Source organism: Campylobacter sp. 1569 (genome assembly GCF_024723675.1).
In the GTDB taxonomy this organism is placed as follows: Bacteria; Campylobacterota; Campylobacteria; order Campylobacterales; family Campylobacteraceae; genus Campylobacter_D; species Campylobacter_D jejuni_C.
Genome location: NZ_JANQDB010000001.1, coordinates 1 through 25,436, shown reverse-complemented (window position 1 = coordinate 25,436; position 25,436 = coordinate 1). Strand labels below are relative to the sequence as shown.

At 29.2% G+C, this 25,436-nt stretch carries 32 protein-coding genes and 1 tRNA gene; 10 read left to right on the top strand and 23 right to left on the bottom strand.

Translation table 11 applies throughout. The features are described from left to right. Nucleotides 1-14: 14 nt before the first annotated feature. From CAMP5060_RS00165 to CAMP5060_RS00135, 7 genes are read right to left on the bottom strand one after another with little or no spacing between them, the layout of a single operon-like run. Nucleotides 15-554 (bottom strand): hypothetical protein, encoded by a 540-nt coding sequence (locus tag CAMP5060_RS00165; RefSeq protein WP_337217293.1) that lies wholly within the window; start codon nucleotides 552-554, stop codon nucleotides 15-17. Then, a complete protein-coding gene (locus CAMP5060_RS00160) occupies nucleotides 517-1,527 on the bottom strand; it encodes a hypothetical protein (protein ID WP_337217677.1) in 1,011 nt (336 codons plus the stop codon). The genes CAMP5060_RS00165 and CAMP5060_RS00160 overlap by 38 nt, the downstream gene beginning before the upstream one ends. Further along, a complete protein-coding gene (gene era / locus CAMP5060_RS00155; RefSeq protein WP_214126468.1) occupies nucleotides 1,517-2,389 on the bottom strand; it encodes a GTPase Era in 873 nt (290 codons plus the stop codon). The genes CAMP5060_RS00160 and era overlap by 11 nt, the downstream gene beginning before the upstream one ends. Next, on the bottom strand, nucleotides 2,386-3,705 hold the full coding sequence (hslU, locus tag CAMP5060_RS00150; protein WP_133318898.1) for an ATP-dependent protease ATPase subunit HslU: 1,320 nt from the start codon (nucleotides 3,703-3,705) through the stop codon (nucleotides 2,386-2,388). The genes era and hslU overlap by 4 nt, the downstream gene beginning before the upstream one ends. Next, nucleotides 3,702-4,244, bottom strand: coding sequence for an ATP-dependent protease subunit HslV (gene hslV, locus CAMP5060_RS00145; protein WP_337217296.1), 543 nt, complete (start codon nucleotides 4,242-4,244; stop codon nucleotides 3,702-3,704). Before hslV ends, hslU begins: the two co-directional genes overlap by 4 nt. Continuing rightward, a complete protein-coding gene (rplI, locus tag CAMP5060_RS00140) occupies nucleotides 4,244-4,687 on the bottom strand; it encodes a 50S ribosomal protein L9 (RefSeq protein WP_039618280.1) in 444 nt (147 codons plus the stop codon). Before rplI ends, hslV begins: the two co-directional genes overlap by 1 nt. 12 nt (nucleotides 4,688-4,699) lie before the next feature. Further along, nucleotides 4,700-5,920, bottom strand: a complete 1,221-nt coding sequence (locus CAMP5060_RS00135; protein WP_214126469.1) for an argininosuccinate synthase — start codon at nucleotides 5,918-5,920, stop codon at nucleotides 4,700-4,702. Between the two features lie 115 nt (nucleotides 5,921-6,035). Between CAMP5060_RS00135 and CAMP5060_RS00130 the strand changes: the two genes are divergently transcribed. Genes CAMP5060_RS00130 through CAMP5060_RS00110 form a run of 5 tightly spaced genes read left to right on the top strand, consistent with a single transcriptional unit; the run spans nucleotide 6,036 to nucleotide 9,277 of the window. Further along, complete coding sequence (locus CAMP5060_RS00130) at nucleotides 6,036-6,284, top strand: RNA-binding S4 domain-containing protein (protein ID WP_039618276.1); 249 nt, start codon at nucleotides 6,036-6,038, stop codon at nucleotides 6,282-6,284. Beyond that, nucleotides 6,281-6,688, top strand: coding sequence for a tRNA (adenosine(37)-N6)-threonylcarbamoyltransferase complex ATPase subunit type 1 TsaE (gene tsaE, locus CAMP5060_RS00125; protein ID WP_214126471.1), 408 nt, complete (start codon nucleotides 6,281-6,283; stop codon nucleotides 6,686-6,688). The genes CAMP5060_RS00130 and tsaE overlap by 4 nt, the downstream gene beginning before the upstream one ends. Continuing rightward, nucleotides 6,681-7,406 carry an LPS export ABC transporter ATP-binding protein gene (lptB, locus tag CAMP5060_RS00120; protein ID WP_039618272.1) on the top strand — a complete coding sequence of 242 codons (726 nt, stop codon included), beginning with the start codon at nucleotides 6,681-6,683 and terminating at the stop codon, nucleotides 7,404-7,406. The genes tsaE and lptB overlap by 8 nt, the downstream gene beginning before the upstream one ends. Then, nucleotides 7,406-8,653 carry an RNA polymerase factor sigma-54 gene (locus tag CAMP5060_RS00115; protein ID WP_261545206.1) on the top strand — a complete coding sequence of 416 codons (1,248 nt, stop codon included), beginning with the start codon at nucleotides 7,406-7,408 and terminating at the stop codon, nucleotides 8,651-8,653. The genes lptB and CAMP5060_RS00115 overlap by 1 nt, the downstream gene beginning before the upstream one ends. Nucleotides 8,654-8,659: 6 nt before the next feature. Continuing rightward, nucleotides 8,660-9,277, top strand: a complete 618-nt coding sequence (locus CAMP5060_RS00110; RefSeq protein WP_337217676.1) for a YggS family pyridoxal phosphate-dependent enzyme — start codon at nucleotides 8,660-8,662, stop codon at nucleotides 9,275-9,277. Here CAMP5060_RS00110 and murG read toward each other — a convergent pair. From murG to flgA, 8 genes are read right to left on the bottom strand one after another with little or no spacing between them, the layout of a single operon-like run. Beyond that, complete coding sequence (murG, locus tag CAMP5060_RS00105; RefSeq protein ID WP_337217299.1) at nucleotides 9,270-10,301, bottom strand: undecaprenyldiphospho-muramoylpentapeptide beta-N-acetylglucosaminyltransferase; 1,032 nt, start codon at nucleotides 10,299-10,301, stop codon at nucleotides 9,270-9,272. The genes CAMP5060_RS00110 and murG overlap by 8 nt on opposite strands. Beyond that, nucleotides 10,298-10,903, bottom strand: a complete 606-nt coding sequence (gene cysE / locus CAMP5060_RS00100; protein ID WP_214126475.1) for a serine O-acetyltransferase — start codon at nucleotides 10,901-10,903, stop codon at nucleotides 10,298-10,300. Before cysE ends, murG begins: the two co-directional genes overlap by 4 nt. Beyond that, nucleotides 10,900-12,729, bottom strand: a complete 1,830-nt coding sequence (gene speA / locus CAMP5060_RS00095) for a biosynthetic arginine decarboxylase (RefSeq protein ID WP_337217675.1) — start codon at nucleotides 12,727-12,729, stop codon at nucleotides 10,900-10,902. Before speA ends, cysE begins: the two co-directional genes overlap by 4 nt. Further along, a complete protein-coding gene (gene hisS / locus CAMP5060_RS00090) occupies nucleotides 12,726-13,952 on the bottom strand; it encodes a histidine--tRNA ligase (protein ID WP_337217674.1) in 1,227 nt (408 codons plus the stop codon). Before hisS ends, speA begins: the two co-directional genes overlap by 4 nt. After that, nucleotides 13,945-14,529, bottom strand: a complete 585-nt coding sequence (gene tmk / locus CAMP5060_RS00085) for a dTMP kinase (RefSeq protein WP_261545201.1) — start codon at nucleotides 14,527-14,529, stop codon at nucleotides 13,945-13,947. Before tmk ends, hisS begins: the two co-directional genes overlap by 8 nt. After that, nucleotides 14,520-14,999 (bottom strand): pantetheine-phosphate adenylyltransferase, encoded by a 480-nt coding sequence (gene coaD, locus CAMP5060_RS00080; protein ID WP_039628309.1) that lies wholly within the window; start codon nucleotides 14,997-14,999, stop codon nucleotides 14,520-14,522. Before coaD ends, tmk begins: the two co-directional genes overlap by 10 nt. Further along, on the bottom strand, nucleotides 14,999-15,577 hold the full coding sequence (locus CAMP5060_RS00075) for a UbiX family flavin prenyltransferase (protein ID WP_337217673.1): 579 nt from the start codon (nucleotides 15,575-15,577) through the stop codon (nucleotides 14,999-15,001). The genes coaD and CAMP5060_RS00075 overlap by 1 nt, the downstream gene beginning before the upstream one ends. Beyond that, nucleotides 15,574-16,284, bottom strand: a complete 711-nt coding sequence (gene flgA, locus CAMP5060_RS00070) for a flagellar basal body P-ring formation chaperone FlgA (RefSeq protein ID WP_337217672.1) — start codon at nucleotides 16,282-16,284, stop codon at nucleotides 15,574-15,576. The genes CAMP5060_RS00075 and flgA overlap by 4 nt, the downstream gene beginning before the upstream one ends. A gap of 111 nt (nucleotides 16,285-16,395) precedes the next feature. On the opposite strand from flgA, the gene CAMP5060_RS00065 reads away from it, so the two are divergent. Continuing rightward, nucleotides 16,396-17,655, top strand: a complete 1,260-nt coding sequence (locus CAMP5060_RS00065; RefSeq protein WP_337217671.1) for a Cj0814 family flagellar-dependent secreted protein — start codon at nucleotides 16,396-16,398, stop codon at nucleotides 17,653-17,655. A gap of 4 nt (nucleotides 17,656-17,659) precedes the next feature. Here CAMP5060_RS00065 and CAMP5060_RS00060 read toward each other — a convergent pair. After that, nucleotides 17,660-17,734 (bottom strand) — tRNA-Gly (locus CAMP5060_RS00060). A gap of 108 nt (nucleotides 17,735-17,842) precedes the next feature. Between CAMP5060_RS00060 and CAMP5060_RS00055 the strand changes: the two genes are divergently transcribed. Further along, complete coding sequence (locus tag CAMP5060_RS00055) at nucleotides 17,843-18,121, top strand: hypothetical protein (protein ID WP_214135981.1); 279 nt, start codon at nucleotides 17,843-17,845, stop codon at nucleotides 18,119-18,121. Between the two features lie 12 nt (nucleotides 18,122-18,133). Further along, on the top strand, nucleotides 18,134-18,568 hold the full coding sequence (locus CAMP5060_RS00050) for a hypothetical protein (protein ID WP_214100641.1): 435 nt from the start codon (nucleotides 18,134-18,136) through the stop codon (nucleotides 18,566-18,568). On the opposite strand, the gene CAMP5060_RS00045 is transcribed toward CAMP5060_RS00050, so the two are convergent. Both CAMP5060_RS00045 and murA read right to left on the bottom strand, forming a co-directional pair. After that, nucleotides 18,565-19,725 carry a molybdopterin molybdotransferase MoeA gene (locus CAMP5060_RS00045; protein WP_337217670.1) on the bottom strand — a complete coding sequence of 387 codons (1,161 nt, stop codon included), beginning with the start codon at nucleotides 19,723-19,725 and terminating at the stop codon, nucleotides 18,565-18,567. The two genes, CAMP5060_RS00050 and CAMP5060_RS00045, sit on opposite strands and share 4 nt — an antisense overlap. Continuing rightward, the gene (gene murA / locus CAMP5060_RS00040; protein WP_337217669.1) at nucleotides 19,722-20,978 is read right to left on the bottom strand and encodes a UDP-N-acetylglucosamine 1-carboxyvinyltransferase; all 1,257 of its coding nucleotides are present in this window, start codon (nucleotides 20,976-20,978) and stop codon (nucleotides 19,722-19,724) included. Before murA ends, CAMP5060_RS00045 begins: the two co-directional genes overlap by 4 nt. An 84-nt stretch (nucleotides 20,979-21,062) precedes the next feature. Here murA and CAMP5060_RS00035 point away from each other — a divergent pair, with 84 nt between their 5' ends. Then, nucleotides 21,063-21,920: a DMT family transporter gene (locus tag CAMP5060_RS00035; RefSeq protein ID WP_337217668.1), complete on the top strand. Its 858-nt coding sequence runs from the start codon at nucleotides 21,063-21,065 to the stop codon at nucleotides 21,918-21,920. A 2-nt stretch (nucleotides 21,921-21,922) separates the two neighbouring features. On the opposite strand, the gene CAMP5060_RS00030 is transcribed toward CAMP5060_RS00035, so the two are convergent. From CAMP5060_RS00030 to CAMP5060_RS00020, 3 genes are read right to left on the bottom strand one after another with little or no spacing between them, the layout of a single operon-like run. Then, entirely contained in the window at nucleotides 21,923-22,291 is a 369-nt protein-coding gene (locus tag CAMP5060_RS00030) for a hypothetical protein (protein ID WP_337217667.1), read from the bottom strand. A 47-nt stretch (nucleotides 22,292-22,338) separates the two neighbouring features. Beyond that, a complete protein-coding gene (locus CAMP5060_RS00025; protein ID WP_087699595.1) occupies nucleotides 22,339-23,406 on the bottom strand; it encodes a tyrosine-type recombinase/integrase in 1,068 nt (355 codons plus the stop codon). After that, the gene (locus CAMP5060_RS00020; protein WP_337217666.1) at nucleotides 23,403-24,089 is read right to left on the bottom strand and encodes an aspartate/glutamate racemase family protein; all 687 of its coding nucleotides are present in this window, start codon (nucleotides 24,087-24,089) and stop codon (nucleotides 23,403-23,405) included. The genes CAMP5060_RS00025 and CAMP5060_RS00020 overlap by 4 nt, the downstream gene beginning before the upstream one ends. Before the next feature lie 95 nt (nucleotides 24,090-24,184). Between CAMP5060_RS00020 and CAMP5060_RS00015 the strand changes: the two genes are divergently transcribed. After that, on the top strand, nucleotides 24,185-24,382 hold the full coding sequence (locus CAMP5060_RS00015) for a molybdenum cofactor biosynthesis protein (protein ID WP_337217665.1): 198 nt from the start codon (nucleotides 24,185-24,187) through the stop codon (nucleotides 24,380-24,382). A 420-nt stretch (nucleotides 24,383-24,802) separates the two neighbouring features. Here the strand turns inward: CAMP5060_RS00015 and CAMP5060_RS00010 are convergent, their stop codons facing one another. After that, on the bottom strand, nucleotides 24,803-25,294 hold the full coding sequence (locus CAMP5060_RS00010; RefSeq protein ID WP_087699589.1) for a SixA phosphatase family protein: 492 nt from the start codon (nucleotides 25,292-25,294) through the stop codon (nucleotides 24,803-24,805). Beyond that, the coding region (locus CAMP5060_RS00005; RefSeq protein WP_337217731.1) for a rhomboid family intramembrane serine protease at nucleotides 25,291-25,436 on the bottom strand (146 nt) is incomplete at its 5' end. The genes CAMP5060_RS00005 and CAMP5060_RS00010, both read right to left, overlap by 4 nt.

Here is a 25,436-nt window from a genome sequence, read left to right as displayed (position 1 = left end):
CAAAAAAATCATTTTTATACTAGAGTAAAGATAAGATTTAATGTAATTTTTAATTCATTTTCATATTTTGTAAGCTCTAAATTTTTAACTTTTATATAAGGATCTAGTTCTTGTAAAAATTGCATTAAGAAATAAAAATCACTAATAAAACTCAATTTTAATTCATAATAAGCAAAATATTCATCTTGACTTTTATAACTTTGAATTTGCAAAGACCTTACTTTAGTAAGATTTTTTTCAATATCTTTTAAAATGCTTTGATAATCTTTATCTAAACTCAAGAATGACGGCTCATTATAAGATATATTTTCATCTTTTTTTAAATCAGAAATCATTTCTTGTTTTTGCTTGTATTTTACTTGTAAAATATATAACTCATCTTTTGACAACCTCATTTGCTTTTCAAAATAATCAAAAACACTCATATAAATCATGAAAAAACCAAAAACAAAAGCAACCATCAAAGCTAATGCAAATTCACGCTCAGATAACTTAGCAAAGATATTTTCTAAATTTTTATAAAGATTTTTCAAAAACAAGAGTGATTTTTCCATGATTAATTTCTTTATTTTTTAAAACAAAATGATGTTTTTTAAAATCTTCATAAAATTCATAGTCATTTTTAAGCTCTATAATAAAATCATTATTTTTAACATGTAGAGCCTCTATATAAGCTTGATGAGAATTTAAAACTCTTAAAAAATCATAAAAATCTTTATAACAAAGTGCATTCGCATAAAATTTTTGCAACAAATCAACCTTTAACTCATTTTCTTCTTGTAGTTTTTTAAACTCTTGATTTTGCTTTTGATTTATTTTTACCTGTTCTAAAATATCATCTTGCTTTTTTATTAAATTTTCATATTTTGTTTTCTCATTTTCATAAAATGATCTTTGTGTATATAAATACAAGGGATAAACTAAAGCTAATAAAACTCCACAAATAAAAGCCAATAAAATCTTAAAACTAAAAGATTTTAAATGATTTATTTTTTCTTTATTGGTAAAATTAATCTTAATTTGATCACAATTTTTTAACAATTTTTGATAAAAAATATTACTATGAAATTTAACAAAACTACTAAAATTTTGAGTATCATCTATACTTATAATGTTTTTATATGTATTTTTTAATTTTTCATCATATATTTTATTATAACTATTTAATGGCATAACTTTGCAATTTTGAAAATTACATCCCAAATACTCCACTAAAACTATGTATTTTTTCTTAAATAATAATGCAAGATTTTTGCTATTTGTATCATTCTTAAAATACACTTCAAAGAGCAGGGGTTCAGGGATTACATAATCAATATCTAAAATATCTTCATATTTACACAAAAATACATGAGCAAAAGATTTATCTTGAAAATACTTTAGCTTATAAGAAAAATCATCTTTAAGACCAAGCTCTTCAAAACTCTTTTTTAAAATTTCATCTTCGCTAATAGGATTTGTAAGTTTTACATATAAAAGCTTTTCATAGGCTAGAAAATCTTTTTTGATGACTTTTTTACTCATCATAAAGGATTTTTTTGAGATTTTGTTCGTTTTTATGCCAATTTTTCTCAAGTTGAACGAACAATTTTAGCATTACTTTTTTTTGTGCTAATTTTTCTATTTTAACTCTAGCTTCTTTACCTATACGCTTAATTGTAGCTCCATCTTTGCCTAATATCATTCCTTTATGAGAATTACTATCTGTAATGATAATAGCATTGATATAATAAATTTGCTCTAGTTCTTTGATTTTTTCTATTTTTACTTCAGTGCTATAAGGAATTTCATCACTTAAATTTTCATATATAGCTTCTAAGATAAAATCTCTATAAATATCCTTTTCATTTGTAGTAGTAATAAACTCAGGATTAAAATAATACGGATGTTCAGGCAAATACTTAATCATCTCATCTAAAAGAATTTTTTTATAAAATTTTTGCTTAGCAGAATAGGGGATAATAGCACTAAAATGCGAGCTAAACTGAGAATACTCACTTAATTTTTCAAGCAAAACTTCTTTTTTTACCAAATCAACCTTATTGATTAATACAATATGTGGCACTTTAGGGCTTAAACTTAAAAAATTTTCATAATCTTTAATATCATCATAAATACTAGCTACAAATAAAATCACATCACAATCAGCAATGCTTTTAATCGCAAGATCAATCATAAGCTGATTCATGGCTTTAGAGCTTGCATGCAAACCTGGTGTATCTATAAAAACAAGCTGATGATTTTCATGCATTATAATCGCATTAATCTTTCTTCTTGTGGCATTTTGCTTATGAGAAACCATAGCAACTTTTTCTTCTAATAAAGAATTTAGGATAGAACTTTTTCCTGCATTAGTTCTACCCACTATGCTTATAAAGCCACTTTTCACAAGATATACCTAGCTAAATCTTTATTTTCTATGATATCTCCAAGTTTAACTTGCACTTTAAAATCATCTATTTTATATACTTTACCTGCATATTCATCTGCTTCAAAACTAATATCTTCCAAAAGTTTTTCCACCACCGTGTGCAAGCGTCTTGCACCAATATCTTGCATTTCTTCATTAGCCTTGCTTGCTATTTTTGCTATTTCTCTAATAGCCTCATCTTCAAAAACAAGCTCTACATTTTCAGTTTTTAAAAGCTCAATGTATTGTGTTAGTAATGAATTTTTAGGTCTTGTTAAAATAGCATATAAAGCATCCTCATCTAGTGAATCAAGCTCAACTCTTAAAGGAAAGCGCCCTTGAAGTTCAGGGATTAAATCACTTGGCTTACTTAGATGAAAAGCACCTGCTGCGATAAATAAAATATGATCGGTTTTTAAAGGTCCAAATTTAGTTTGTATAGTACTACCTTCAACTATAGGAAGCAAATCTCTTTGCACCCCTTCTTTGCTTGGATCTTGGCGGTTTGAATTTGAGCTTGAAACTGCTACTTTATCTATCTCATCGATAAAAATAATCCCTTCATTTTCTGCTCTTCTTAAAGCCTCGCCTTTAATACTTTCCATATCAAGAATTTTCTCACTTGCTTCTTGAGCTAGAGCTATTCTTGCATCTTTTACTTTCATTTCTTTTTTAACTTTTTTATTACCCACACCAATAACTTTTACTATATCTTGCATAGCACCCATTTCAGGTGGTAAATTTGGATTAGTATCAAATACACTTTGTGAAATTTCAACTTCTATTGTGCTATCATCTAAATCACCAGCTTTTAATTTCACGCGCATTTTTTCTAAAGAATTTTGATATTCTTCTTGTTTTTCTTCGCTAACACCCTTTGGTAAAGGCGGTAAAAGTTTTTCTAAAATCTTATTTTCTATAAATTCATTAATTTTGTCTTTATTTTTTTCTTTTTCTTCATTTTTTACTAAATTTAAAGCAGCATTAGCTAAATCTCTAACCATACTTTCTACATCACGCCCAACAAAACCAACTTCAGTATATTTACTTGCTTCAACTTTTACAAAAGGAAGTCCCATCATCTTAGCAAGGCGTCTTGCAATCTCTGTTTTACCAACCCCAGTTGATCCTATCATTAAAATATTTTTTGGCATGATATCATCTTGAAGTTCAGGGCTAAGCTGCATTCTTCTATAACGATTTCTTAAAGCAATTGCTATGATTTTTTTGGCGTTTTTTTGTCCAATTACATAATCATCTAAAAATTTTACAATCTCTTTTGGAGTTAAATTCATTTATCATCCTCAATTATATAAGTTTTAATATTTGTATTTGTATAAATGCAAATTTCACCAGCTATTTGCAAGCTTTCTTTGACTAATTCTTCTTCATCTAAATTTGAATGTTTGGCCAAAGCTCTTGCTGCAGAAAGTGCATAATTACCCCCACTACCAATAGCAGCTATAGCACCATCTTCAGGCTCAACTACATCTCCAGTTCCTGAAAGTAAAAATATATGATCTCTATCTAATACTAGCATCATTGCTTCAAGTTTTCTTAGGTATTTATCCTTACGCCATTCTTTTGAAAAATCTATCGCAGCTTTTAACAAATCACCCTTAGAACTAGAAAGTAATTTCTCAAACATATCAAAAAGATTAAAAGCATCAGCAGTGCTTCCTGCAAAACCTGCTAATACTTTTCCATTGTTTAATTTTCTAATTTTAACTGCATTATTTTTTAAAACAGTATTTCCAAAACTTACTTGTCCATCTCCACCAATTACAGACTTATTTTTGCCTTTATAAGCTAAAATTGTAGTTGCGTGAAACATTATTCTCCTTTAACTTCTAGCTTAAATACAGCATGAATTGCATGGCCTAATTTTGCTGAAATTTCATGCACGCCAAGTTCTTTTATGGTATCACATTCTAAGCTTTTTTTATCAAGCTCTATACCTTTTTGATCCTTTAACGCATGAGCGATTTCATCTTTAGTAACCCCGCCAAACAAGCTTCCATTAGCTCCTACAGGCTTAGCTATGCAAATAGTGATTTTAGATAATTCTTCTTTCAATTTTTCCAAATTTGCAAGCTCAAATCTTAAATTTTCTGCCTTTTTCTTTTGTTCTGCTTCATACTGTTTTAAAACCTCATGCGTAGCAGCTTTAGCAAAGCCTTTAGCAATTAAAAAATTTTGTCCATATCCATCTTTTACTTCTTTTACTTCTCCTGCTTTTCCCAAGCTTTTTACATCTTTAATCAATAATACTTTCATTGTTTTCCTTTTTTAAAATTTTCTTCCATTTTTACCTGCGATGATAAATCTCAAAGCATTTAATCTTATAAATCCTGCTGCATCTTTTTGATCATACACAGCATCTTCTTCAAAAGTGCAATAAGCCTCGCTAAACAAGCTATCATTTGCACTTTCTCTGCCTATTACCATTACATTGCCTTTATATAATTCAAGTTTAACTTTACCATTTACATATTTTTGTGACTCATCAATTAAGGCTTGAAGCATTAATCTTTCAGGTGAGAACCAATAGCCATTATAAATTAAACTTGCATATTTTGGCATTAATTCATCTTTTAAATGTGCTGCTTCTCTATCAAGAGTGATACTTTCTATAGCACGGTGTGCTTTTAAAAGTATACTTCCACCCGGAGTTTCATAACAACCTCTACTTTTCATACCCACATAGCGATTTTCGACAATATCAAGACGACCTATACCATGTTTTGCACCAAGCTCATTAAGTTTTGCCAAAAGTTGCGCAGGAGACATTTTTTCTCCATTAATAGCACATAAATCGCCTTTGCTAAACTCAAGCTCTATTACTTCGCTTTCATTTGGAGTTTCTTTTAAATCTTTCACCCAACGCCACATATCTGCCTCAGGTTTAGCCGCAGGATCTTCAAGCACCAAACCCTCATAAGAAATATGCAATAAATTTGCATCCATAGAATAAGGTGATTTACCTGGCTTTTTAGCTATATCAATACCATGTTTTTGTGCATAAGCTAAGAGTTTTTCACGGCTATTTAAATCCCATTCTCTCCAAGGAGCAATGATGGCTAAATTTGGATTTAGCGCCAAAGCGCCTAATTCAAAACGTACCTGATCATTTCCCTTACCAGTTGCTCCGTGACTAATAGCATCTGCATTAGTTTTATTTGCTATTTCTACCAAAGCTTTTGTTATTAAAGGTCTTGCTATACTTGTACCTAGTAAATATTCTCCCTCATAAATAGCATTTGCTCTAAACATAGGAAATACATAATCTTTTACAAATTCATCTTTTAGATCTTGAATAAAAATATTTTCTTCTTTTACACCCAAAGAAAGCGCTTTTTTTCTAGCAGGCTCAAGCTCTTCACCTTGTCCAATATCTGCTGTGAAAGTTACTACTTCACATTTATACTCATCTTGTAGCCATTTTAAAATTATACTTGTATCAAGTCCACCAGAATATGCTAAAACTACTTTTTTAATATCTTTTTTCATTGTCTTTCCTCTTTGTAAAAAAATGATTGTAAAATTTAACGAATTTAGCTTAATATAATGTAAAATATTCAGACATTTTATAACATTTTCTTGTATTTTTTGATAAAATATTTTTATGAGAATAGATAAGTTTTTAAATGTAGTTAATATCACTAAGCGCCGTGCTATTTCAGAAGATATGTGTAAAAGTGGCGTAGTAAGTATAAACAATCAAGTAGTTAAAGCTAGTAAAGAAGTAAAAATTGGCGATGAAATAAGCATTAAATTTATAGAATATACTAATATCTATAAAGTCTTAGATATACCAACGACCAAAAGCATACCAAAAGCTATGCAAGAAAAATATGTGGTAAAAATCCAATGAAAGAAATAATTTTAAGCCAAAATGAGCTTTATAAGCTTTGTGAAATTTTACCTAAAAATGGAGTTATTTTACTTCAAGGGGATTTAGCAAGTGGTAAAACTACTTTAGTGCAAAATTATGCTCAATTTCTTGGAGTAGAAAAAACGCTTAATTCTCCTACATTTTCTATCATGCAAGAGTATGATTTTCAACAAGGTAAAATGTATCATTATGATATTTATCAAGAAGGTTTTGACGGACTTTTAAAAAATGGCTTGATTGAAAATTTTTTTGAAGAGGGTTTGCATTTGGTAGAGTGGGGTGATGAAAAATTAAAAAAATACTTAGATAAATATCAAATTTTTAATATAATTTTACAAATCATTCCTTATGAAAATAAAAGAAAGTATATAATACATGAGTAAGCTAGAAGCTAGAAATTTAGAAAAAATCATTAAAAAAACTAAAATCATACACGATGTTTCACTAGAAGTGCAAAGTGGAGAAGTTGTAGGACTTTTAGGGCCTAATGGAGCAGGAAAAACTACGAGTTTTTATATGATATGTGGGCTTATTTTACCAACAAGTGGACAGGTGTTTTTAGACTCACAAGATATCACAAAAGAACCGCTTAATAAAAGAGCAAAGCTTGGCATTGGGTATTTACCTCAAGAAAGTAGTGTTTTTAAAGACTTAAGCGTAGAAGAAAATTTACTTTTAGCCGCCCAAGTAATATATAAGGATAAAAATTTATTAGAACAAAAGATAGAACAAATGCTAGAATTACTTAGCATAGAGCCTATTAGGCACAGAAAAGGTATGAGCTTAAGCGGGGGCGAAAGAAGGCGTTGTGAAATCGCAAGATCACTTATGTGTGATCCTAAATTTTTACTTTTAGATGAACCATTTGCTGGGGTTGATCCTATCGCAGTGAGTGAAATTCAAAGTTTGATTAATGATTTAAAAGCTATGAATATAGGTGTTTTAATCACTGATCATAATGTAAGAGAAACTTTAGCAATTTGCGATAGAGCTTATGTGATTAGAAGCGGAAGGTTGCTAGCTAGTGGTAATGCTAATGAAATTGCGCATAATGAAGATGTTAAAAAATATTATCTTGGAAGTGAGTTTAGACTTGAATAATGCTTAAACAAAAAACCTCTATAACACAAAAAGCAAAACTATCACAAACCTTAAGATCTTGGCTTCCTATATTGCAAGCTAATATTGAAGATCTAAAAGAAAGCTTAGATGAGTTTGCTAAAGAAAATCCTTTTATAGAGATCAAAGAAAACTCAAGTATTACAAACAATCAAAACAAGTATTATCAAGAATATTTTAGTAAAAATACCACCACGCAAATGATTGATACAAAAAGCTTAGAAGTAAAAAATGTGTATGAACTTTTAAGCGAGCAAATCATACCACCATTTTTTCCTACTAAAAAATCCCAAACCATTGCTGAAAAAATCATAGAATGTTTAAATCATGAAGGTTATTTTGAATATGATGAGGAAATTTTAGGTGAATTTGATCCTTTAGAAGTGGAAAAAATCAGGCAAAGATTTAAATACCTTGATCCCGTTGGAGTAGGGGCAAAAGACAATCAAGAAGCTTTTGTTTTTGCATTAGAGCATTTTGACTTAGATGATGAGCTTTATGAGTTTTGCAAAATGTTGATTTTAAATTTAGAAAATGCAAAAGATTTTATCAAAGATCCTTTGTATAAAAAGGCTATAGCTATAATTAAAAAAATCTCCATTCCACCTTTTTTGGAGTATTTTGAAGAGAGTATGGAAATCATTCCTGATATATTTATTTATCAAGAAAATGGCGAAATTAAAATTAAAATTAATGATGATTATTACCCTGAAATTGCTTTTGAAGCAGATGGTTTAGATCATGAGTTTTTAAGTGCTTATTTAAAAGATGCTAAAAATTTAATTGACGCGCTAGCCATGCGTAAAGCTACCCTTTATAAACTAGGGCTTATGATTATAGAATATCAATATGATTTTTTCATGGGCGGGGATATTAAACCTATGCAGCTTAAAGACTTAGCGCAAGATCTTGAAAGAAATGCTTCTACTATTTCAAGGGCAATTGCAAATAAATACTTAAGTTGTGACAGAGGCTTAATACCCTTAAAGTCTTTCTTTACCACTGCAGTGGATGATGGTGAAACTTCTAATGCAACTATTAAAGATTTTCTTAGTAATTTAATAAAAAAAGAAAATCCTAAAAAACCTTTGAGTGATTTGAAAATTCTTGAACTCACTCAAAAAGAATTCCCAAGTGTACAACTAGGGCGTAGAACTATCACTAAATATCGTATGCAACTTGGCATAGGAAGCTCAAGTGAGCGTAAAAAATTATATGAATTGATGTAGGAAAAGATGAATTTAGAAAGTATTTTTGAAAAAACCATAAAACAAAATGTGCGTTTAGTAGCAGCTAGCAAGTATGTTCAAGATGAACAAATTCGAGAGCTTTTTAAGCAAGGTGTTGTAGAGTTTGGAGAAAATCAAGTCCAAGCTTTAGCTTTAAAAAAAGAAAAACTTCAAGGTTTAGAAATCAAATGGCATTTTATAGGCAATCTTCAAAGTAACAAAATCAATCTTTTAATCAAACAAAACCCATTACTTTGGCAATCTTGCAATGGCTTAAAAAGTGCCAAAGCTGTAGATAAAAGACTTGATTATAAATTAGATACTTTATTAGAAATTAACACTGCTAATGAAAGTTCTAAAAGTGGCATAGAGCAAAATAAGGCCATAGAAGAGTATTTGCAAATACAAGAAGAGTGTAAAAATTTAAATCTAGTAGGCATTATGTGTATAGGCTCTATGGATGAGGAAAAAGTTCAAGAAAGTTTTGAGCATACTTTTAAAATCTATGAAAATTTACAAAAACACGGGGCAAAAATTTGTTCCATGGGCATGAGTGGGGATTTTGAGCTAGCTATAAAATGTGGCTCAAATATGGTGCGTTTGGGAAGTATTTTATTTAAATAAACCCCATTTGTTTTGCTTTTTCTATCATAAAATCTGCGCCATTTTCACTTTTTAATTCTTGCAAGGCTATAGATTTTGCTTCTAGTGAGAAATTTTCCACTAAGTTTAAAAATTTATGTTTTTCTTCTTGATTTAAAATTTCACATAAATTACGCTCTTTTAAATACAAAGCATTAAAATACTGATGATTTTTAGCTGCATATGGATAAGGAATGAAAATACAAGGAAGTAAATTTGCACTAAGCTCAAAAAGACTACTTGCACCTGATCTTGATATAGCTAAATCTGCTTTAGAAATTTTATCTATAATGTTTTTATCAAAGTCAAAAAGCTCTACGTTGACATTTAAATCCTCATAAGCTTTTTTACATCTTTCATAATCATTCTTACCACATTGGTGAATGATATTTATGCCTTTTTCTTTAAAGTATAAAGCATTTTCTAAAGCAAGATCGTTAATAAATTTAGCCCCTTGAGAGCCACCAAGAAAAATAATATTTTTTAATTCTTTTCTCACTCTTGCTTTTTGAGAAAAAGTCTCGCTAATAGGGTAAGGACAAAAGAAAGTATTTGCTTTATTAATTTGATCATCAAAAGCAGTAAAAAAAGCTTTAGAAAAAGGTTTTAAAAGTGAATTTAAACTTCCCATTTTTGAATTTTGCTCATGGATTAAAAGTGGGATATTTGCCATTAAAGCACCAAAAGCACCTGGGGCACTGCTATATCCACCCACACTAAAAACTGCTTTAATATTATGTTCTTTTAAAATTTGTTTTGTTTTTCTTGCAAGTTTTATAATATGCAAAAACGATTGAACTTTAGCTAAGCCTTTTTTATTAACAACACCTTGAGAGCTTAGAAAGTATTTTTTATAAAAGCCATTTTCATTTTCAAACCAAAGTCTATCTTGGCCATTTTCACTTCCTATGTAAATACATTCTATGCCTTGTTTTCTTGCACTATGCAATAAACATCTAGCTATAGCCAAATGTCCTCCTGTGCCTCCACCTGTAATTGCTATCATTTATCCTCTTTATTTAGCTTTTCTTCCAAAATAGCAAGTCTTGCTTCTAATTTAGCGATTTTTTCTTCATAATCAATCTTGCCATGTTCTTTAATATAAGCAGGTATGCCAATAGCTGTTAAATTTGGTCCAACATCTTTTAATACAACTGCGTTTGAGCCTATTTTGGCGTTTTTACCTATGGTAATATTGCCTAAAATTTTAGCACCAGAACCTATTACTACGCCATCTTCTATAGTGGGGTGTCTTTTGGTATTTTTATCTAAACTCGTTCCACCCAAAGTAACACCTTGATAAATCAAAACATCATTACCTATAATAGAAGTCTCACCAATCACAACCCCACTTGCATGATCTATAAATATCCTTCTACCTAGCGTAGCTCCAGGGTGTAAATCAACTCCAGTAAAAAACTGCGAAATTCCACTAATAATCCTTGCTATTTTTTTAAAACCTTTTTGGTAAAAAAAATGCGCAAAACGATAATTCACCACAGCCCAAACACCAGGATAGTTAAAAACTAATTCCACCCAAGATCTATATGCAGGATCTTTTTGTTTTGGCATAGAAAAATCTTCTTTGATTAGTTTAAAAATACTCATTTAGAACCTATGCTTTTTAAATATCCATTATCATTTAAGAATAAATAAATTTCACCCAAAATATGCTTTTTTTGATTTTCATTAACAAGTTTTGAAGCATAAATTTTTTCATTAATATTATCCATAATTGCATGAATATCATAGTCAAGATCTTCTAAAGTATCTAAAATAGATTGAGCCTCTAGTACGCTTTCTACTTCAAAACCCTTTTCATTAATACTTATACAAGCTTCGGTTGGATGTGTAAAAAGATTGTGCTTCATACCAAGGACTTCTTGATAAGCTCCCACTAGGAAAAATCCTAAAAAATAATCTTCAGCTTCTACATCAATATCATGTAAAAACAAAGGATTATCTTTAGAATAAGAAATTTCCCCATCGCTATCACAAGTTATATCCCATATACTTGCGCTTCTTGTAGGTTTTTTATTGAGTCTATCAAGTGGCATGATAGGGAAATTTTGCTCCAAACCCCAAAAATCAGGTAAAGACTGAAATACTGAAAAATTCACTAAATATTTTTCTTGTACTTCATTTTGTAAACTCGATAAATCAGCTTGATCGCCCACTAAAGAAATTGCTTTTCTCATAATCAAATGCAATAAAATTTCACTATTAGAGCGATCTTGTAAATCTACATAACCCAAATCAAACAAGGTTAAAATACTCTCCATATGATCAATGCTATCATGTAAATACTCAAGCGCATTAGAAGCTTTAATGTTTTTATACAAATCATAAAGTTCATCAATAAGTTTTGGGTTTTTATCTTTCAATAAAAGTTTGCTTTCTGTGTATTCTTGAGAAAAAAGCTCTAAAACAGGCGCTACTAAAACAGCATGATTAGCCGCTACAAAACGCCCACTTTCTATAAAAATATCAGGCTCTAAATCTTTTTTTTGTTCTGCTATGCTTTTTAAAATAAACACAACATCGTTTGCATACTCACTTAAGGTGTAATTTCTACTTGTTTCATTTTTAAACTGAGAGTATTCTACTGCTAAACCCCCGCCAAGATTAATGGCTTTTAAATTTTTTGCCCCCATTTTTCTAAGCTCAGTGTAGATATTACCCGCTTCATTTAAGGCTTTTTTTAAAGGATGAATTTCAGTAATTTGTGAGCCTAAATGAAAATGTATCATAGTAAATTGATCTAAAAGTTTATTAGCTTTTAAAAGATTTACCGCTTCAATAAGCTCAGTAGAAGTTAAACCAAATTTTGAATTTATACCACCACTTTTTGCCCAAATTCCTACCCCAGCTGAATGCAAACGCACCCTTAAGCCTATATTTGGCTTTGGCTTAAAACGATTTTTAGCAATTTCAATCATCGCTTCAAGCTCATTAAGTCCTTCCATAGTTAAAGTGATATTATGACCCATTTCACACGCTATAAAGCCCATATTTATAAGTTCTTTGTCTTTAAAGCCATTAACCGTTATAGGAGCGCCTTCATTGTTATAAGCCATAGCTAGTAAAAGCTCGGCCTTACTTCCTGCCTCTAAGCCATAGTTGTATTCTTTACCTAGATTAACTAAATTTTTTACAAAACCTGGATATTGATTAACTTTTAAAGGATATACAGCGTTAAAAGAACCTTTATAGTTAAATTCTTTTTTTGCTTTAGCAAATTTATTATAAATTTGCTCAATTTGTTTATGGATTAAATGAGGAAAACGAAGTAACAATGGCCCCTTATAACCATCATCGCGCAAAGTATTTACTATATCTATAATGGCAGGTTTTTTACCATGATTTACACATACTTTGCCATTTTCGATGATAAAATTATTTGCACCCCAAATATTAATACCATAATCAATCATAACTCATTCTCCAAATTTACTAATTTTATATTTTTAGTATCTTTATTTTCTAAATTTTTATAAAAAATCTCTTCTTTTTGCATTTCATCTTCGCCTATACACAAAAAGATTTCAGCATTAGCATTATCTGCTTGGTTTAAATGCTTTGCAAGTTTTTTTGCTTCATAGCTTAAATATACTTTATGTTTTTTTCTTAAAGTATTTGCTAATTTAAAAATAGTATCTATATAAGCTTCATCCATGGCACAAAGATAAATTCCTTCTCTTGATTTTACGCTTTGTTTTTGTTCTAAAATAGCCATAATCCTTTCTATACCCATAGCAAAACCCACGCCATAGCCACTTTTACCATCTAAGTATTCAATTAATCTATCATACCTTCCACCACCTGCTACAGCAGCTTTTGCACCGATTTCATCACTAACAAACTCAAATGCACTTTTAGAATAATAATCAAGCCCACGCACTAATTTTTCATCACATTCAAATTCAACATCATTTTCTTTTAAAAGTTTTTGCAATTTTTCATAATCTTTCTTACAACATGAGCATAAATTTTCACTTAGTTTTGGTGCATTTTCGATTAAACTTTGACAATGATCATTTTTGCAATCAAGCACTCTAATAGGATTTAAGTCTTTTCTTCTTAAGCAATCTTCGCAAAAACCTTCTTTAGAATTTAAAAAAGCTATGAGTTTTTCTTTATATACACCCATACATTCTTTACAGCCTAAAGAATTAATCTTCAAACTTGTGTGAATTTCTAAGCGTCTAAAAATTTCATTTAGCATTAAAATAATACTCGCATCCTCATACACACTTGCTATGCCAAAGCTTTCTACTCCAAATTGATGAAATTCACGCAATCTTCCTTTTTGTGGCCTTTCATAGCGAAACATAGAGCCATGATAAAACCATCTTTTAATACTTTGAGCCTTATCCATTTTAGCTTCTATGTATGATCTTACCACCCCAGCTGTCCCTTCAGGCCTTAAACACACTTCATTGCCTGCTTTATCAACAAATTCATACATTTCTTTACCAACTATATCAGAGCTTTCCCCAACACTTCTTTTAAAAAGCTTAGTAAGTTCTAAATGCGGACAATTAATAAAAGTAAAACCATAGTTTTTAGCCACTTCTTCACAAGTTTTTACTACTTTTTCATAAAGAACAGCTTGATCATCTTGTAAATCTTTCATTCCTTTTAAAGCATTAATCATCTATAAATTCCTTAATCTTTTCATGTAAATTTTCAATACTCAAAGAAGCATCTAATTTTAAAATTTTTATATCTATCTTAGTTTTTAAAAACTCTAAAGTTTCTTCTAAAGCTTTTTGTATATTTAAAAAATACTCAATCCCTCTTTTTTCAATACTATCTAGATCTTTTTTAGAAAGTCTTTGCTCAATAAGCTCTTTAGAACCATGCAAAAACACAACCTTTTGTGGAAAAAGTCCACCTGTGGCAAAAGAATTTAACTCAAATAAAATATTTTGATCAAAATCACATCTTGCATAAGCCATATTAGAAATAAAACTACGATCTGAAATGATAAGTTTGTTTTTATTATGCGCTAAATGCATGTCGATTAAATTTGCTCTATCTGCTAAAAAAAGCAAAAGCTCAGCCTTTTTAGAAAATTGCATTTTACTTTCTAATAAAATTTTTCTCAAATGCACTCCAAGCTCACTTCCACCTGGTTCTTTGGTAAAAAATGCATTATGAAAATATTTTTTTAAAAGCTCTATTTGCGTGCTTTTACCTACACAATCAACCCCTTCAAAAGCTATATACAATCTCTCTCCTTTAATAAAGGTATAATTTCTTTTGGCACAAGCTTACTCACATCGCCATTATGCATACAAATTGATCTTACTATGGAGCTTGAAATAAAAGAATTTTTTAAATTTGGCATAAGATATATAGTTTCAAAATCTTCCCAAAGCATGTGATTTGCATAACCAAGTTGTAATTCATACTCAAAATCACTCACCGCTCTTAAGCCTCTTATAATGATATTTATTTGCAAATTTTTAGCAAGATCTACTAGTAAGTTATCAAAAGTTGTAATTTTAACATTTTTTAAGTCTTTTGTAGCAATTTTTACCATTTTTTCTCTATGCTCTAAGCTAAACATAGGCTTTTTACTCTCACTTTTAGCTATGGCAACAACTACTTCTTCAAACATCTTGCTAGCTCGAACGATCACATCTAAATGTCCATTAGTGATAGGATCAAATGTCCCTGGGTATATACAACTAGCCATTATTGCCACCTTTGATATAAATTATGCTCAATATTTGCTAGATCAAGCCATTTTCCTATGATAAATTCATATAATTTTTCCAAATTATCAACCTTAGCATAACTTGCTATTACAGGAGGAGCGATGATAACTCCATAGCTAGAAAGTTTAGCCATTTGTTCTAAATTTAAAGTAGAATAGGGCATTTCCCTTACCCCAAGTATGAGTTTTTTGCGTTCTTTTAAAGCCACTCCTGCAGCCCTTGTAAGTAAAGTATCATTTATACCACAAGCAATTTTTGCTAAAGTGTTAATAGAGCAAGGTGTGATAAAAGTCGTTTCTATGCCAAAAGATCCACTTGCAACGCATTGACTAATGTCTTCATTATCTAAAAAATTTACATGTTCAAGCTCAAATTTATCTTTTATGTGTTGCAAAAAGTCTATATTTTCTAAAAGAGAATTCTCTTTTGTAAAGCTTATTTTTGCATTTTTACTTATAATGGCATAAATTTGCCCTTTTTCTTTTAAATGTTTTAATAATAAAAAGCCAAGCTCACAAGAACTAGCCCCACTAATACCTACTAAAATTTTTCTCATTTTAGCTCCACATAATTTTTACTAATGACTTTACCATGCACGACTTTTCCATCTTTATTTTTAAGGCGAATTCTTTGGTTTAAATTTCCACTTTGCAAGGCTTTTAACTCTATTATCATGCTTAAATCCCCATCTTTGATAACCCCATAAACAGAATCATTTCTTTGTATAAGGGTTTTGGTTTTAAACATATTATATTTTAAAATCATATTTTCTCTTATATTGCTTTTGGCTATTAAATTTGCGATTTCATCTTTTTTTAATACACCTTGAGGAGCTTTATCAAAAGGAATTTTTAAAATTTTAAAACTAGCAGGACTTAAATTTTCATTGCGCGCAATAGGACGCGTGGTTTGTAAAACTTCTAATTTTGCCTTTAAAAAATACTTAAAAAATATATTTTTTTTAAACTGCTCTGGAGTTTTAAATTCAGCCTTTATAAAACCATCTGCTCTATCAAAATTATGATTACCTAATTTTAAAAAAACGTATTGATTAAAATCAGCAGGCAAGCTTGATTGAGTGTTAAGATCTAAAGAAATGATTTCTAGTTGTGGATAATTTGTCTTAAATTCTTTAATCAAAGCTAATTTTACTTCATCAAAATTCGAAGCAAAACTAAAAGTATAGAAAAATAAAAATAATATAATATTTCTCACAAACAATACAACCTTTGCAATAAATTCAAAAACTAACGTATCATACATAAAAAAAGTTTGAATTTAGTTGAAAATTGCTAAAATAAGCGGAATAAAATTTGCTTGTAAAAATGCAAGATTGAAGATTGAGGGCAAAATCTAAATCTAAGGAATTGCATAATGAGTATATTTAGTATAAATGATAATTCCTCTTATGGTTCTATCATTTCACAAACAAAAGCAAATAAAGAAAATAAAACAAGTTCAAAAACAAATTTTGCAAATACTTTTGTTAAACAAAATGCTAGTAAATTAATTGAAATTCAAAGTAATAATACTCAAACATTAGCACTCAATGAAGCAATATTAAATCAAAATAGTATTAAAAGCGATTCTCCTAATTATCATATATCAAGCGATTTTAAAAATTCTATTTATGCTTTAAAATATAGACAAGCTAATAATCCTGCTTCTATGGCTTATGGTTATAGTGTTGATTCTAGTGGCTATATGGGTAGTGATTTTAACAAAGCAGCGGGATTGCCTGAAGATTTTAAGATACATAAATCTACTTTAGATGAGTTGTATAGATTTAATACAAGTTTTAAAGAAGACACTGCAAATCATTTAGGCATTTCAAATTACTATACAAATATAGATATGGCTGATACTATAAGACAATATTATTCTAAATTTGATCAAATCATAAATCATAGTTTTGAAAATTCTAATAAAACTAGTTTTAGTGTAGAAGATTTAAATTCTTTACCAAAAGGTTATAGTATTTATAATACAGATTTTAAGTTTATGTTTCAAAATTTAGATAGTCAAATTATAACAAATTTTTATGATACACAAGAGCAATACAATACTATAGATAGCATAGGAATGCAAAATTCTATCAATACAGGATTGAAAAAATTAGATTTTTCCCCTGAAAGTATGGAAACTCAAATTTTAGATAGCGATATAGCAAAAGATACTTTTAATCCTGATATGTCTGTTTATCCAAAAAATGAAGATGGGAGCTATACTAAAGAAGCTTTATTTATGAGTTTTTTAAAATCTAGCGGTGGAGAGGCTTTAGAAGGTGGCAATACAACATTAAACCCATTAGCTAAAGCACATATTGAAGCTATGGCAAAAGAAAGTTTTGATGGTTCTTTAGCCTCTTTAAATGATATTATGACAGGTAAAGTCGATTTTGCACAAATTTTAAAAGCACACGCTCAAGATGGCTGGCTTGATTCTAAAATTTATGCCAAAGAAAATAATATTGCTTGGCAAAATTCAAGCATAGGTTATGGTGGGGCTTGGTTTGATAATCAATTTAATCAAGCTAAAGCTAGTGGCTACTCTCCTAGCAATGAAAGTATAAATTCTTATGTAAATTCTGTAATGGATAAATTAAATAATATTTTAAATCAAACTAGGGTGTAAAAAATGGAGCGGGAAACGAGATTCGAACTCGCGACCCCAACCTTGGCAAGGTTGTGCTCTACCCCTGAGCTATTCCCGCATTTTGAAAGTAGAGTGTGATTTTATCAAAACTTTATTTTATTGTCAAGTTTTTAAAATTAAGGAATGTTTTTTGCTTGTGATTATTAAATTTTAAAAGGAGCAACTCATGCAAGTAAATGATAAAAATAGTCCACTAGCCCTAAACAATATGACAAAAATCAAAGAAAAAAACACATCTTCAGATGAATTTCAAGCTACACTTAATGCACTTAAAGACAAAGAGGAAAAAGAGTATAAAAAAGATAGCAACAATGCTTTTAGTAATACAGATTTAAATATAGGTTCAATTTCTAAAGATTATAGCGTATATGCTTGGGAGAAATTACGCCAAAGCAAATACCAAAAAAATGAAGAAAAAATTCTAAACAGTCTTTTAAAAATTTAAATTGAGAAAAAAATGAATATTTCTAATAATTTTCAACAATTATTTTCACATAATCACAAAAGTCAAGACAAAAAAACATCTCTTTATGATTTACCTTTTGATTATCTAATAAAGCAAAATAAAAAACTTGCCGAAGATAAAATGAAAAAATACAAAGAAGAATTAGTTTTTAATGAAGAAACAAAACAATATGAAAAGAAAATGGTTTTAGATGAGCAAAGCTATAAAGAACAAATTAAAATCAAACTCGAAGAACAAACCAAAGAAAAAGTTAATCAACAATTAAATAACAAAATAACATCAAAAACAGAAAATTTAAACACTGTACAAGGCTCAGGTTATGATAACTTAAAACACAGCACAAGCTTTTGGCAGTTTAAAGAAAAACAAAATCAAAAAGAAGAAAAAGCTTTTAATGTGTTTTCAGCTCCAATACATAATGCTTAAATTTTTAAAACTTTAACTTCTTGATCTTTTACTAATTTTGTATCATCAATTTGCGTGATTAAAATATGTGTGTTTTCACATAAAGGTTTTAGCATACCTGAGCCAAATTTAGCTTCACTTGGTTTAAAATACCCATCGACTAATTTTCCAAAAGCAAAATCATTTCTTTGACCTTTGAAATTTAAATCTTTAGTCAATCTTGCTTTATCAAATTCCAAAAGTTCTTTACCATAAAGTAAATTAAGTATATTTTTTGCAAAAATATGCGTTGAAACTAAAGAGGCTAAAGGATTTCCTGGTAGGGCTAGAAAAAGCATATTGCTTTTGCTAAAAAGTTTTACATGCTTACAAAGTTTAGCATTGACTTTTTCAAAAATAGGGCTAAAATCACACTCAAGCAAAGCTTGTTTGATAAAATCAGCCTCACCCACGCTAGCTCCACCACTGCTTATAAGCATATCAAATTCTTTATTTTTTAAAAGCTTTTTATATGCATTTAAATCATCTTTTATAAGTCCTAAATATTCAACATCAGCATAATCTTGCAAAATAGCATAAATTCCAAAAGCATTTGCATTATATATGCTATATTCATCAGCATTTTCCCAAGGTTCTACAAGCTCATCTCCACTTGAAAAAATTCCAATACGCATTTTCTTAACTACTTTTAACTCATAAATTCCTTGAGCAGCAAGCATAGCTACCATACCTGAGGTGATTTTTTGCCCCTTTTTAAACAAAAGCTCTCCAAGCTTTGCTTCCTCGCCTTTAAAACGGATGGCATTGTTTTCTTTAGCGTTTTTAGCGTTGAGCTTTTCATCTTCAAGTAAAGCTTCTTCAAACATTAAAATGGTATTTGCATTTTGAGGAATTTTAGCTCCTGTCATGATTTTATAGCATTCATTTTTTTCTATAATATAATCATTTTTATCGCCTGCTAAAATACTTCCTTTTATTTTTAGCAATTCATTCTTATGTGTATAATTTAATGCATAACCATCTAGGGCAGAATTATCAAAAGCGGGTAGGTTTTTTTTCACAAAAACATCTTCATGCAAAATATACCCCAAAGCCTGTGTCAAATTTACTCTTTGAAATTCATTTTTTGCCTTGATTTGTTCTTTTAAAAAATCTAAAGTTGCAAAAATATCTCTCATTCTTCAAGCCTTCTTATATTTGCACCTAGTTTTTTAAATTTTTCTTCTAAATTTTCATATCCTCTATCAAGATGATAAATTCTATGAATTTTACTTGTGCCTTTAGCTGCTAAAGCTGCTAAAATCAAAGCAGAAGACGCACGCAAATCAGTAGCCATAACATCGGCCCCCAAAAGCTCTTTAGTGCCATTTATAGTAGCAATATGCCCATTTAATCTTATATCAGCTCCCATTCTTAAAAGCTCACTTACATGCATAAAACGATTTTCAAATAATCTCTCATCAATAATACTTGTGCCATTTGCTTTTAAAGCTAAAGCCATAAATTGTGCTTGCATATCCGTTGGAAAACCTGGATATTCGCTAGTTAAAATTTCAACTGGTTTGATTTCTTTAGCAGGATTTATACTAATACTATCTTCATTAATATCAAAACTAAAGCCCATTTGCTCTAGCTTTGCTAAAACTGCGCTAAGATGGCTTACATTGACTTTTTTTAGAGTAATTTTTGAGTTAGTGATAGCACCTGCACACAGATAAGTTCCTGCTTCAATACGATCAGGAATAATTTCAAAAGGTTTAAATTCTAAAAGTTCTCCACTTGTGCCATAAATTTCAAGTTCAGAAGATCCTATGCCTTGTATATCAAGCCCGGCTCTAGCTAAAACCTCACAAAGTTGCACTACTTCAGGCTCTTTAGCAACATTTAAAAGTCTAGTTTTACCATGAGCTAGGGCTGCTGCCATGATGATATTTTCACTACCTGTAACAGTGATTTTATCAAACATCACATCAGCACCTTTAAGCCCTCCGCTAGCTACCACATAACCTTGCTTGATCTCAATATTAACTCCCATTTTTTCTAAAGCTAAAAGGTGTAAATCAATAGGGCGTTGGCCTATAGCACAACCTCCTGGTAAAGAAACTTCGCAATTTCCAAATCTAGCTAGTAAAGGCCCTAAGGTAAGTATAGAAGCACGCATTTTACGCACAATGTCGTATTTTGCTATGGTTTTATTTAGATGTTTTGTATTTATTTTTGCAAAACTGTCTTTAAAAGTATAGTTTGCTCCTAAATTTTCAAGCAAAGAAAGTAGGGTACAAATATCTGCTACATTTGGTAAATTTGAAATTTGAACTTCATTTTTAGCTAAAATACTTGAAGCTATCAAAGGGAGTGCAGCATTTTTTGCACCGCTTATTATCACTTCTCCATTTAATTTTTCAACACCATCAATCTCTAAATAAGTCATTAATTTTCCTTAAAATATATACATAATGATATAATAATATTTTACTACAAATATTATATAAATTAATAAGATTAAAGGTGTTTTTTGGGAGTTTTTCTAGTCATACTTGGTGGAATATTTTGGGCTATAAGTGGGGTTTTGGCTGAGTATTTGTTTAAAAATCATTATTCTGCTGAATGGGTAAGTTTTTATCGTTTGCTTTTTACCGGCGTTATTTTAATAATTTTGGGTGTAAAAAATTTCAAATTAAAATTACTAAAGCAAAAACAAGAACTTAGCTCTCTTTCAATTTTTTCTATCTTTGGTTTATTGATAACTCAATATGGTTATTTTAAAGCTATTTATTATACCGATGCAGGAACTGCCACGATGATACAATACAACGCACCATTAATCATAATGCTTTTTATGTGTTTTAAAAATAAAATTTTTCCTAAAAAAGTAGAACTAATCGCTTTATTTTTAATACTTTTTGCTTTATTTTTACTTATAACAAATGGGGATATTAACAACTTAAAACTTGATATAAGAGGTGTTATTTGGGCTTTTTTTGGAGCTCTTGGAGTAGCGTTTTATTCTTTGAGCGCTAGGCTTATTATAGCAAAATATGGCTTATTTTTAATCATGGGCTTGGCTAGTTTATTTGCTTCTTTTTTACTTTTTGTATTATTACAAGGAAATATCCCAAAACATGATTTTTCTTTAAATTCCTTTTTGGCTATGAGTGGAATTATACTTATAGGCACAATAGGGGCTTTTTGTTTATATTTAAAAGGGGTGGAATTAATAGGAGCTTTTAAAGCTAGTATGATAGCTTGTATAGAACCTGTGGCCGCTGCTTTTATGAGTTTTTTATTTTTAGGGACTATTTATAGCGTAATTGATCTTTTTGCTTTTACTTTAATCATTCTTAGTGTGTTTTTAAATGCTAAAAAGCATTAAAGTCATTGCATAGCTTGCATGGCTTGAGATAACATTTGCATTATTCTTGCATAAATACTTTGCATTTGCGAATTTAAACTTTGAATTTGAGAATTGATCATTTGAGCTTTTTGTGGATCTTGGCTTGACTGTAATTTTGCATTTAATTCTGTTATTTTAGCTTGTATTTTAGAAAGTTCTTTATACAGTTTACTTAACTCATCTTCTGATTTTTCTCCATTTTGACTTTCTTTAACACTTTTTTCAAGCTCTTTTATACCTTGAGTAAATTTAAACTCTATAAAATTCTTGCTCTCTTTACTTTCTTTTTCTTCTTTTTGAGTGTTTAAAACATAAGGATTGATTTTACTAGCATAATTATTTATTTGCATGATATATCCTTTCTTTTAAAGGATATATCGGATTTTTTTATAAAAAATTAATTTCTATCGTGAAGTTTTTTTGCTACTTCTGCGGCCAATTTTAGCTTTTCATTATCAAAGTGTGTATAAATTCTTGAAGTATTTAAGCTTGCATGGCCTAGTGCTTCTTGGACTAAAACTAAATCTTTTTGCTTTTTATAAAGTAGGGTAGCAAAAGTATGTCTTAGCATATGGGCTCCATTTTTTTGCTTGCGAATTCCTGCTTTAAATAAAATTTGTTCTACTATGCGCGAAACATAAGCTTGGGTTAGGGCCTTGCCATTGCGATTGACAAATAAAAGTCCATCACAAGAAAGATAATTTACTCTTACATCTTTTAAAAGATGTTCTATAAGCTCTTTTTTAATCATCACAACGCGGTATTTATTGCCTTTAGCTCTAATGCGTATAATATAAAGATCATTTTCTTCGCTAATATCTTTTAATTTTATATTAATAGCCTCACTAACCCTAATTCCTGTAAAAATGATGATTTTAATAATCAAACGATTGCGTATAGTGTTGTTTTTAAAATCTGTATTATCAATAGCATCTAAAAATTTACTCACTTCATCTTCGCTCATATATTCAGGTAATTTAACTCCTTTAGAGCCACTTATACCTGCCCAATTTTTAAGGTTGATATCAAAAATATGTGCTTTTTGATCTTCTTCGTTTTGTTTATCTAAAAATGCAAAAAAATTAATCACAGCTATACGATAATTTTTCTTACTCGCATCAGATAAAGAAGCGCTAATACTTGCTAAAATTTCCACTAAAAGCTCTTCATCAATTTGTTTTAGCGAATAAAGCTTGTAAAATAACAAATATTCATAAAGTTTTTTCAAAGGATTAAAATACGTATTTACACCGCTAAGCCCTGCATTTCTTGCTTTTTTTACATAAGCATCAAGCTCTTGTATATTTTTAACACCCTTACTTAGAGCTAAATTTACTACAGCCAAGGCTTGGGGGTCTTTTAATTCTTTATTTGATAAAGAATTTAGTTTAAATTTCACATATCTACAAAGCCAAAACAAAAATGACTTTTCAAAATTTTCTTCACAATCTAGAGGATATTTCATCGCTCATTCTCCAAGGCTTTCAAAGTAGCCATTTTAGCATGAATATATGCACTATCAAATAGCTTTTTAGAGCTTTCTTTTACAATCAACCCAAGTTCAGTACAACCCAATATAACTCCTTGAACTTGTGGAAATTGAGCAATCACATCATACAAATATCTTTTCGATTCTTTATTTATAATACCCTTACAAAGCTCATTAAAAATGATATCATTAAGTTTTAAAATATCATCATTTTTGGGAATAAAAACTTCAATCTTTGAGTTAATTAAAAGTTGTTTATAAAAATCTTCTTGCATAGTGTATTTTGTCCCTAATAACAATACTTTATCGATGTTTTGCTCTTGAAGTTCTAAAAGCATAGCTTTAGCTATATGTAAGATAGGAATTTGAATGTTTTTTTGTATATTTTCATAACATTTATGCATAGTATTAGTACAAATTAATATAAAATCAACTCCACATTTTTGCAAAAGTAGGGCATGTTGGGTTAAAATTTCACTTGCTTTTTGCCAATCATTCTTACGTTGACATTCTTCTATCTCTTCAAAATCAACACTAGTTAAAACTATCTTGGCACTATGTAATTTTCCTAATTTTTCATTTGTTAATTTATTGATAATTTCATAATAACTAAGTGTGCTTTCATAACTCATTCCACCTATTAAACCTATGGTTTTCAAACTTTTTTTCCTTTTAAAACTAATATAAAAATTATAAAAAAATCTTACTTAAAAAATATCAAGCTATAATTATAAAAACAAAATAGGACAATGATATGTTTTTTAAGAAAAAAATCGTGCAAAAGCAAGTAAAACAAAACAATACCTCAAAACAAGATAATACTTCAAATGACTTTACACAAGAAAAAAGACTTTATGAATTTAGAGAAAATATGAAAAAACTTAGTAAAGATGAAAATAGTGCTAAATTTTTAGCAAGACAACTTTCAAGACTAATCCAAAAATCCAAATAAAACCAAAAATTTCATACAAGCTAAACTTTTATATTTATTTTCCTTTTTACTCATCATTTCAGCTTTTTTAGTCTATAAAAATATTTTAATTTAAACTTAATATATATGTAAAATTATATGATAAATAGTAAAATCTTGAAATTATATATATTTTGTATTGAAAACTATAATTTTCAAACTTTTATATTTATCTGTTCTTTCATAGATGGAATGTATTTTTAAATACCTATAATATAGTAATTTAAAGCATTTTAATTTTTGAATTAAAATAATTTATCCATAAAAAAATAAGTATAATTTTTTGAAAAATATTATAAGTTATTTTATGCAGTTATGAAAGACTAAAGATGTATATTTTTTATTTCAGATAAATTTTAGTTTATATTTTTGCTTAAATAAAATTGAAGTTAAAAATGTAGATTAGCTATTTTCTTGACTTTTAGGATAATCAAAAAACACAACTTCCCCGCTGTATTCTTTTATATCTTTAAATTCTTTTATATCAAATTGCATACATAAAATAGCAGAAGTTGGAAAGTTTTCTAAATCTATATGAGCTAAATACTCACAAAGTTCTTGTAATAAAGGATTGTGCATAATTAGCACTACCCTACTCTCTTTTAATTCTTTTATAAAATTTAATACATCCTCTAAATTACCATCATAAAAGCTTTTTTCTATCTTAATATCTTTTTCTTTTAAAGAAAAGCTTTTGCAAAGTTTTTGCGCTGTTTTTATACAACGCCTAGCAGGACTTGAGATAATGCTTTGAGCTTTAAATTCTAAATCTTTAATCCTATAAATCATAGTTTTTAGATCATCTTTTCCACTAGAACTAAGCTCTCGTTGCAAATCTTGATCATAATTTTCTTTTTGAGCCTTGGCATGACGGATAAAATAGATATATTTCATTTTATAACCTTAAATTTACCCAAAACATATCCGCATATAAAGCCAAAAATATGCGCATACCAAGCTATATTTACACCCATAAAAATAGGTACAAAACTCATTAGTAATATAGCTACGATAAGTCCTTTAGTGGCGGTTTTAT

Coding starts and splice junctions, on each gene's coding strand:
- CAMP5060_RS00165 (WP_337217293.1), bottom strand. CDS start 554: ATGGAAAAATCACTCTTGTTTTTGAAAAATCTTTATAAAAATTTAGAA.
- CAMP5060_RS00160 (WP_337217677.1), bottom strand. CDS start 1,527: ATGATGAGTAAAAAAGTCATCAAAAAAGATTTTCTAGCCTATGAAAAG.
- hslU (WP_133318898.1), bottom strand. CDS start 3,705: ATGAATTTAACTCCAAAAGAGATTGTAAAATTTTTAGATGATTATGTA.
- hslV (WP_337217296.1), bottom strand. CDS start 4,244: ATGTTTCACGCAACTACAATTTTAGCTTATAAAGGCAAAAATAAGTCT.
- rplI (WP_039618280.1), bottom strand. CDS start 4,687: ATGAAAGTATTATTGATTAAAGATGTAAAAAGCTTGGGAAAAGCAGGA.
- CAMP5060_RS00135 (WP_214126469.1), bottom strand. CDS start 5,920: ATGAAAAAAGATATTAAAAAAGTAGTTTTAGCATATTCTGGTGGACTT.
- CAMP5060_RS00130 (WP_039618276.1), top strand. CDS start 6,036: ATGAGAATAGATAAGTTTTTAAATGTAGTTAATATCACTAAGCGCCGT.
- tsaE (WP_214126471.1), top strand. CDS start 6,281: ATGAAAGAAATAATTTTAAGCCAAAATGAGCTTTATAAGCTTTGTGAA.
- lptB (WP_039618272.1), top strand. CDS start 6,681: ATGAGTAAGCTAGAAGCTAGAAATTTAGAAAAAATCATTAAAAAAACT.
- CAMP5060_RS00115 (WP_261545206.1), top strand. CDS start 7,406: ATGCTTAAACAAAAAACCTCTATAACACAAAAAGCAAAACTATCACAA.
- CAMP5060_RS00110 (WP_337217676.1), top strand. CDS start 8,660: ATGAATTTAGAAAGTATTTTTGAAAAAACCATAAAACAAAATGTGCGT.
- murG (WP_337217299.1), bottom strand. CDS start 10,301: ATGATAGCAATTACAGGTGGAGGCACAGGAGGACATTTGGCTATAGCT.
- cysE (WP_214126475.1), bottom strand. CDS start 10,903: ATGAGTATTTTTAAACTAATCAAAGAAGATTTTTCTATGCCAAAACAA.
- speA (WP_337217675.1), bottom strand. CDS start 12,729: ATGATTGATTATGGTATTAATATTTGGGGTGCAAATAATTTTATCATC.
- hisS (WP_337217674.1), bottom strand. CDS start 13,952: ATGATTAATGCTTTAAAAGGAATGAAAGATTTACAAGATGATCAAGCT.
- coaD (WP_039628309.1), bottom strand. CDS start 14,999: ATGGCTAGTTGTATATACCCAGGGACATTTGATCCTATCACTAATGGA.
- CAMP5060_RS00075 (WP_337217673.1), bottom strand. CDS start 15,577: ATGAGAAAAATTTTAGTAGGTATTAGTGGGGCTAGTTCTTGTGAGCTT.
- flgA (WP_337217672.1), bottom strand. CDS start 16,284: ATGTATGATACGTTAGTTTTTGAATTTATTGCAAAGGTTGTATTGTTT.
- CAMP5060_RS00065 (WP_337217671.1), top strand. CDS start 16,396: ATGAGTATATTTAGTATAAATGATAATTCCTCTTATGGTTCTATCATT.
- CAMP5060_RS00055 (WP_214135981.1), top strand. CDS start 17,843: ATGCAAGTAAATGATAAAAATAGTCCACTAGCCCTAAACAATATGACA.
- CAMP5060_RS00050 (WP_214100641.1), top strand. CDS start 18,134: ATGAATATTTCTAATAATTTTCAACAATTATTTTCACATAATCACAAA.
- CAMP5060_RS00045 (WP_337217670.1), bottom strand. CDS start 19,725: ATGAGAGATATTTTTGCAACTTTAGATTTTTTAAAAGAACAAATCAAG.
- murA (WP_337217669.1), bottom strand. CDS start 20,978: ATGACTTATTTAGAGATTGATGGTGTTGAAAAATTAAATGGAGAAGTG.
- CAMP5060_RS00030 (WP_337217667.1), bottom strand. CDS start 22,291: ATGCAAATAAATAATTATGCTAGTAAAATCAATCCTTATGTTTTAAAC.
- CAMP5060_RS00025 (WP_087699595.1), bottom strand. CDS start 23,406: ATGAAATATCCTCTAGATTGTGAAGAAAATTTTGAAAAGTCATTTTTG.
- CAMP5060_RS00015 (WP_337217665.1), top strand. CDS start 24,185: ATGTTTTTTAAGAAAAAAATCGTGCAAAAGCAAGTAAAACAAAACAAT.
- CAMP5060_RS00010 (WP_087699589.1), bottom strand. CDS start 25,294: ATGAAATATATCTATTTTATCCGTCATGCCAAGGCTCAAAAAGAAAAT.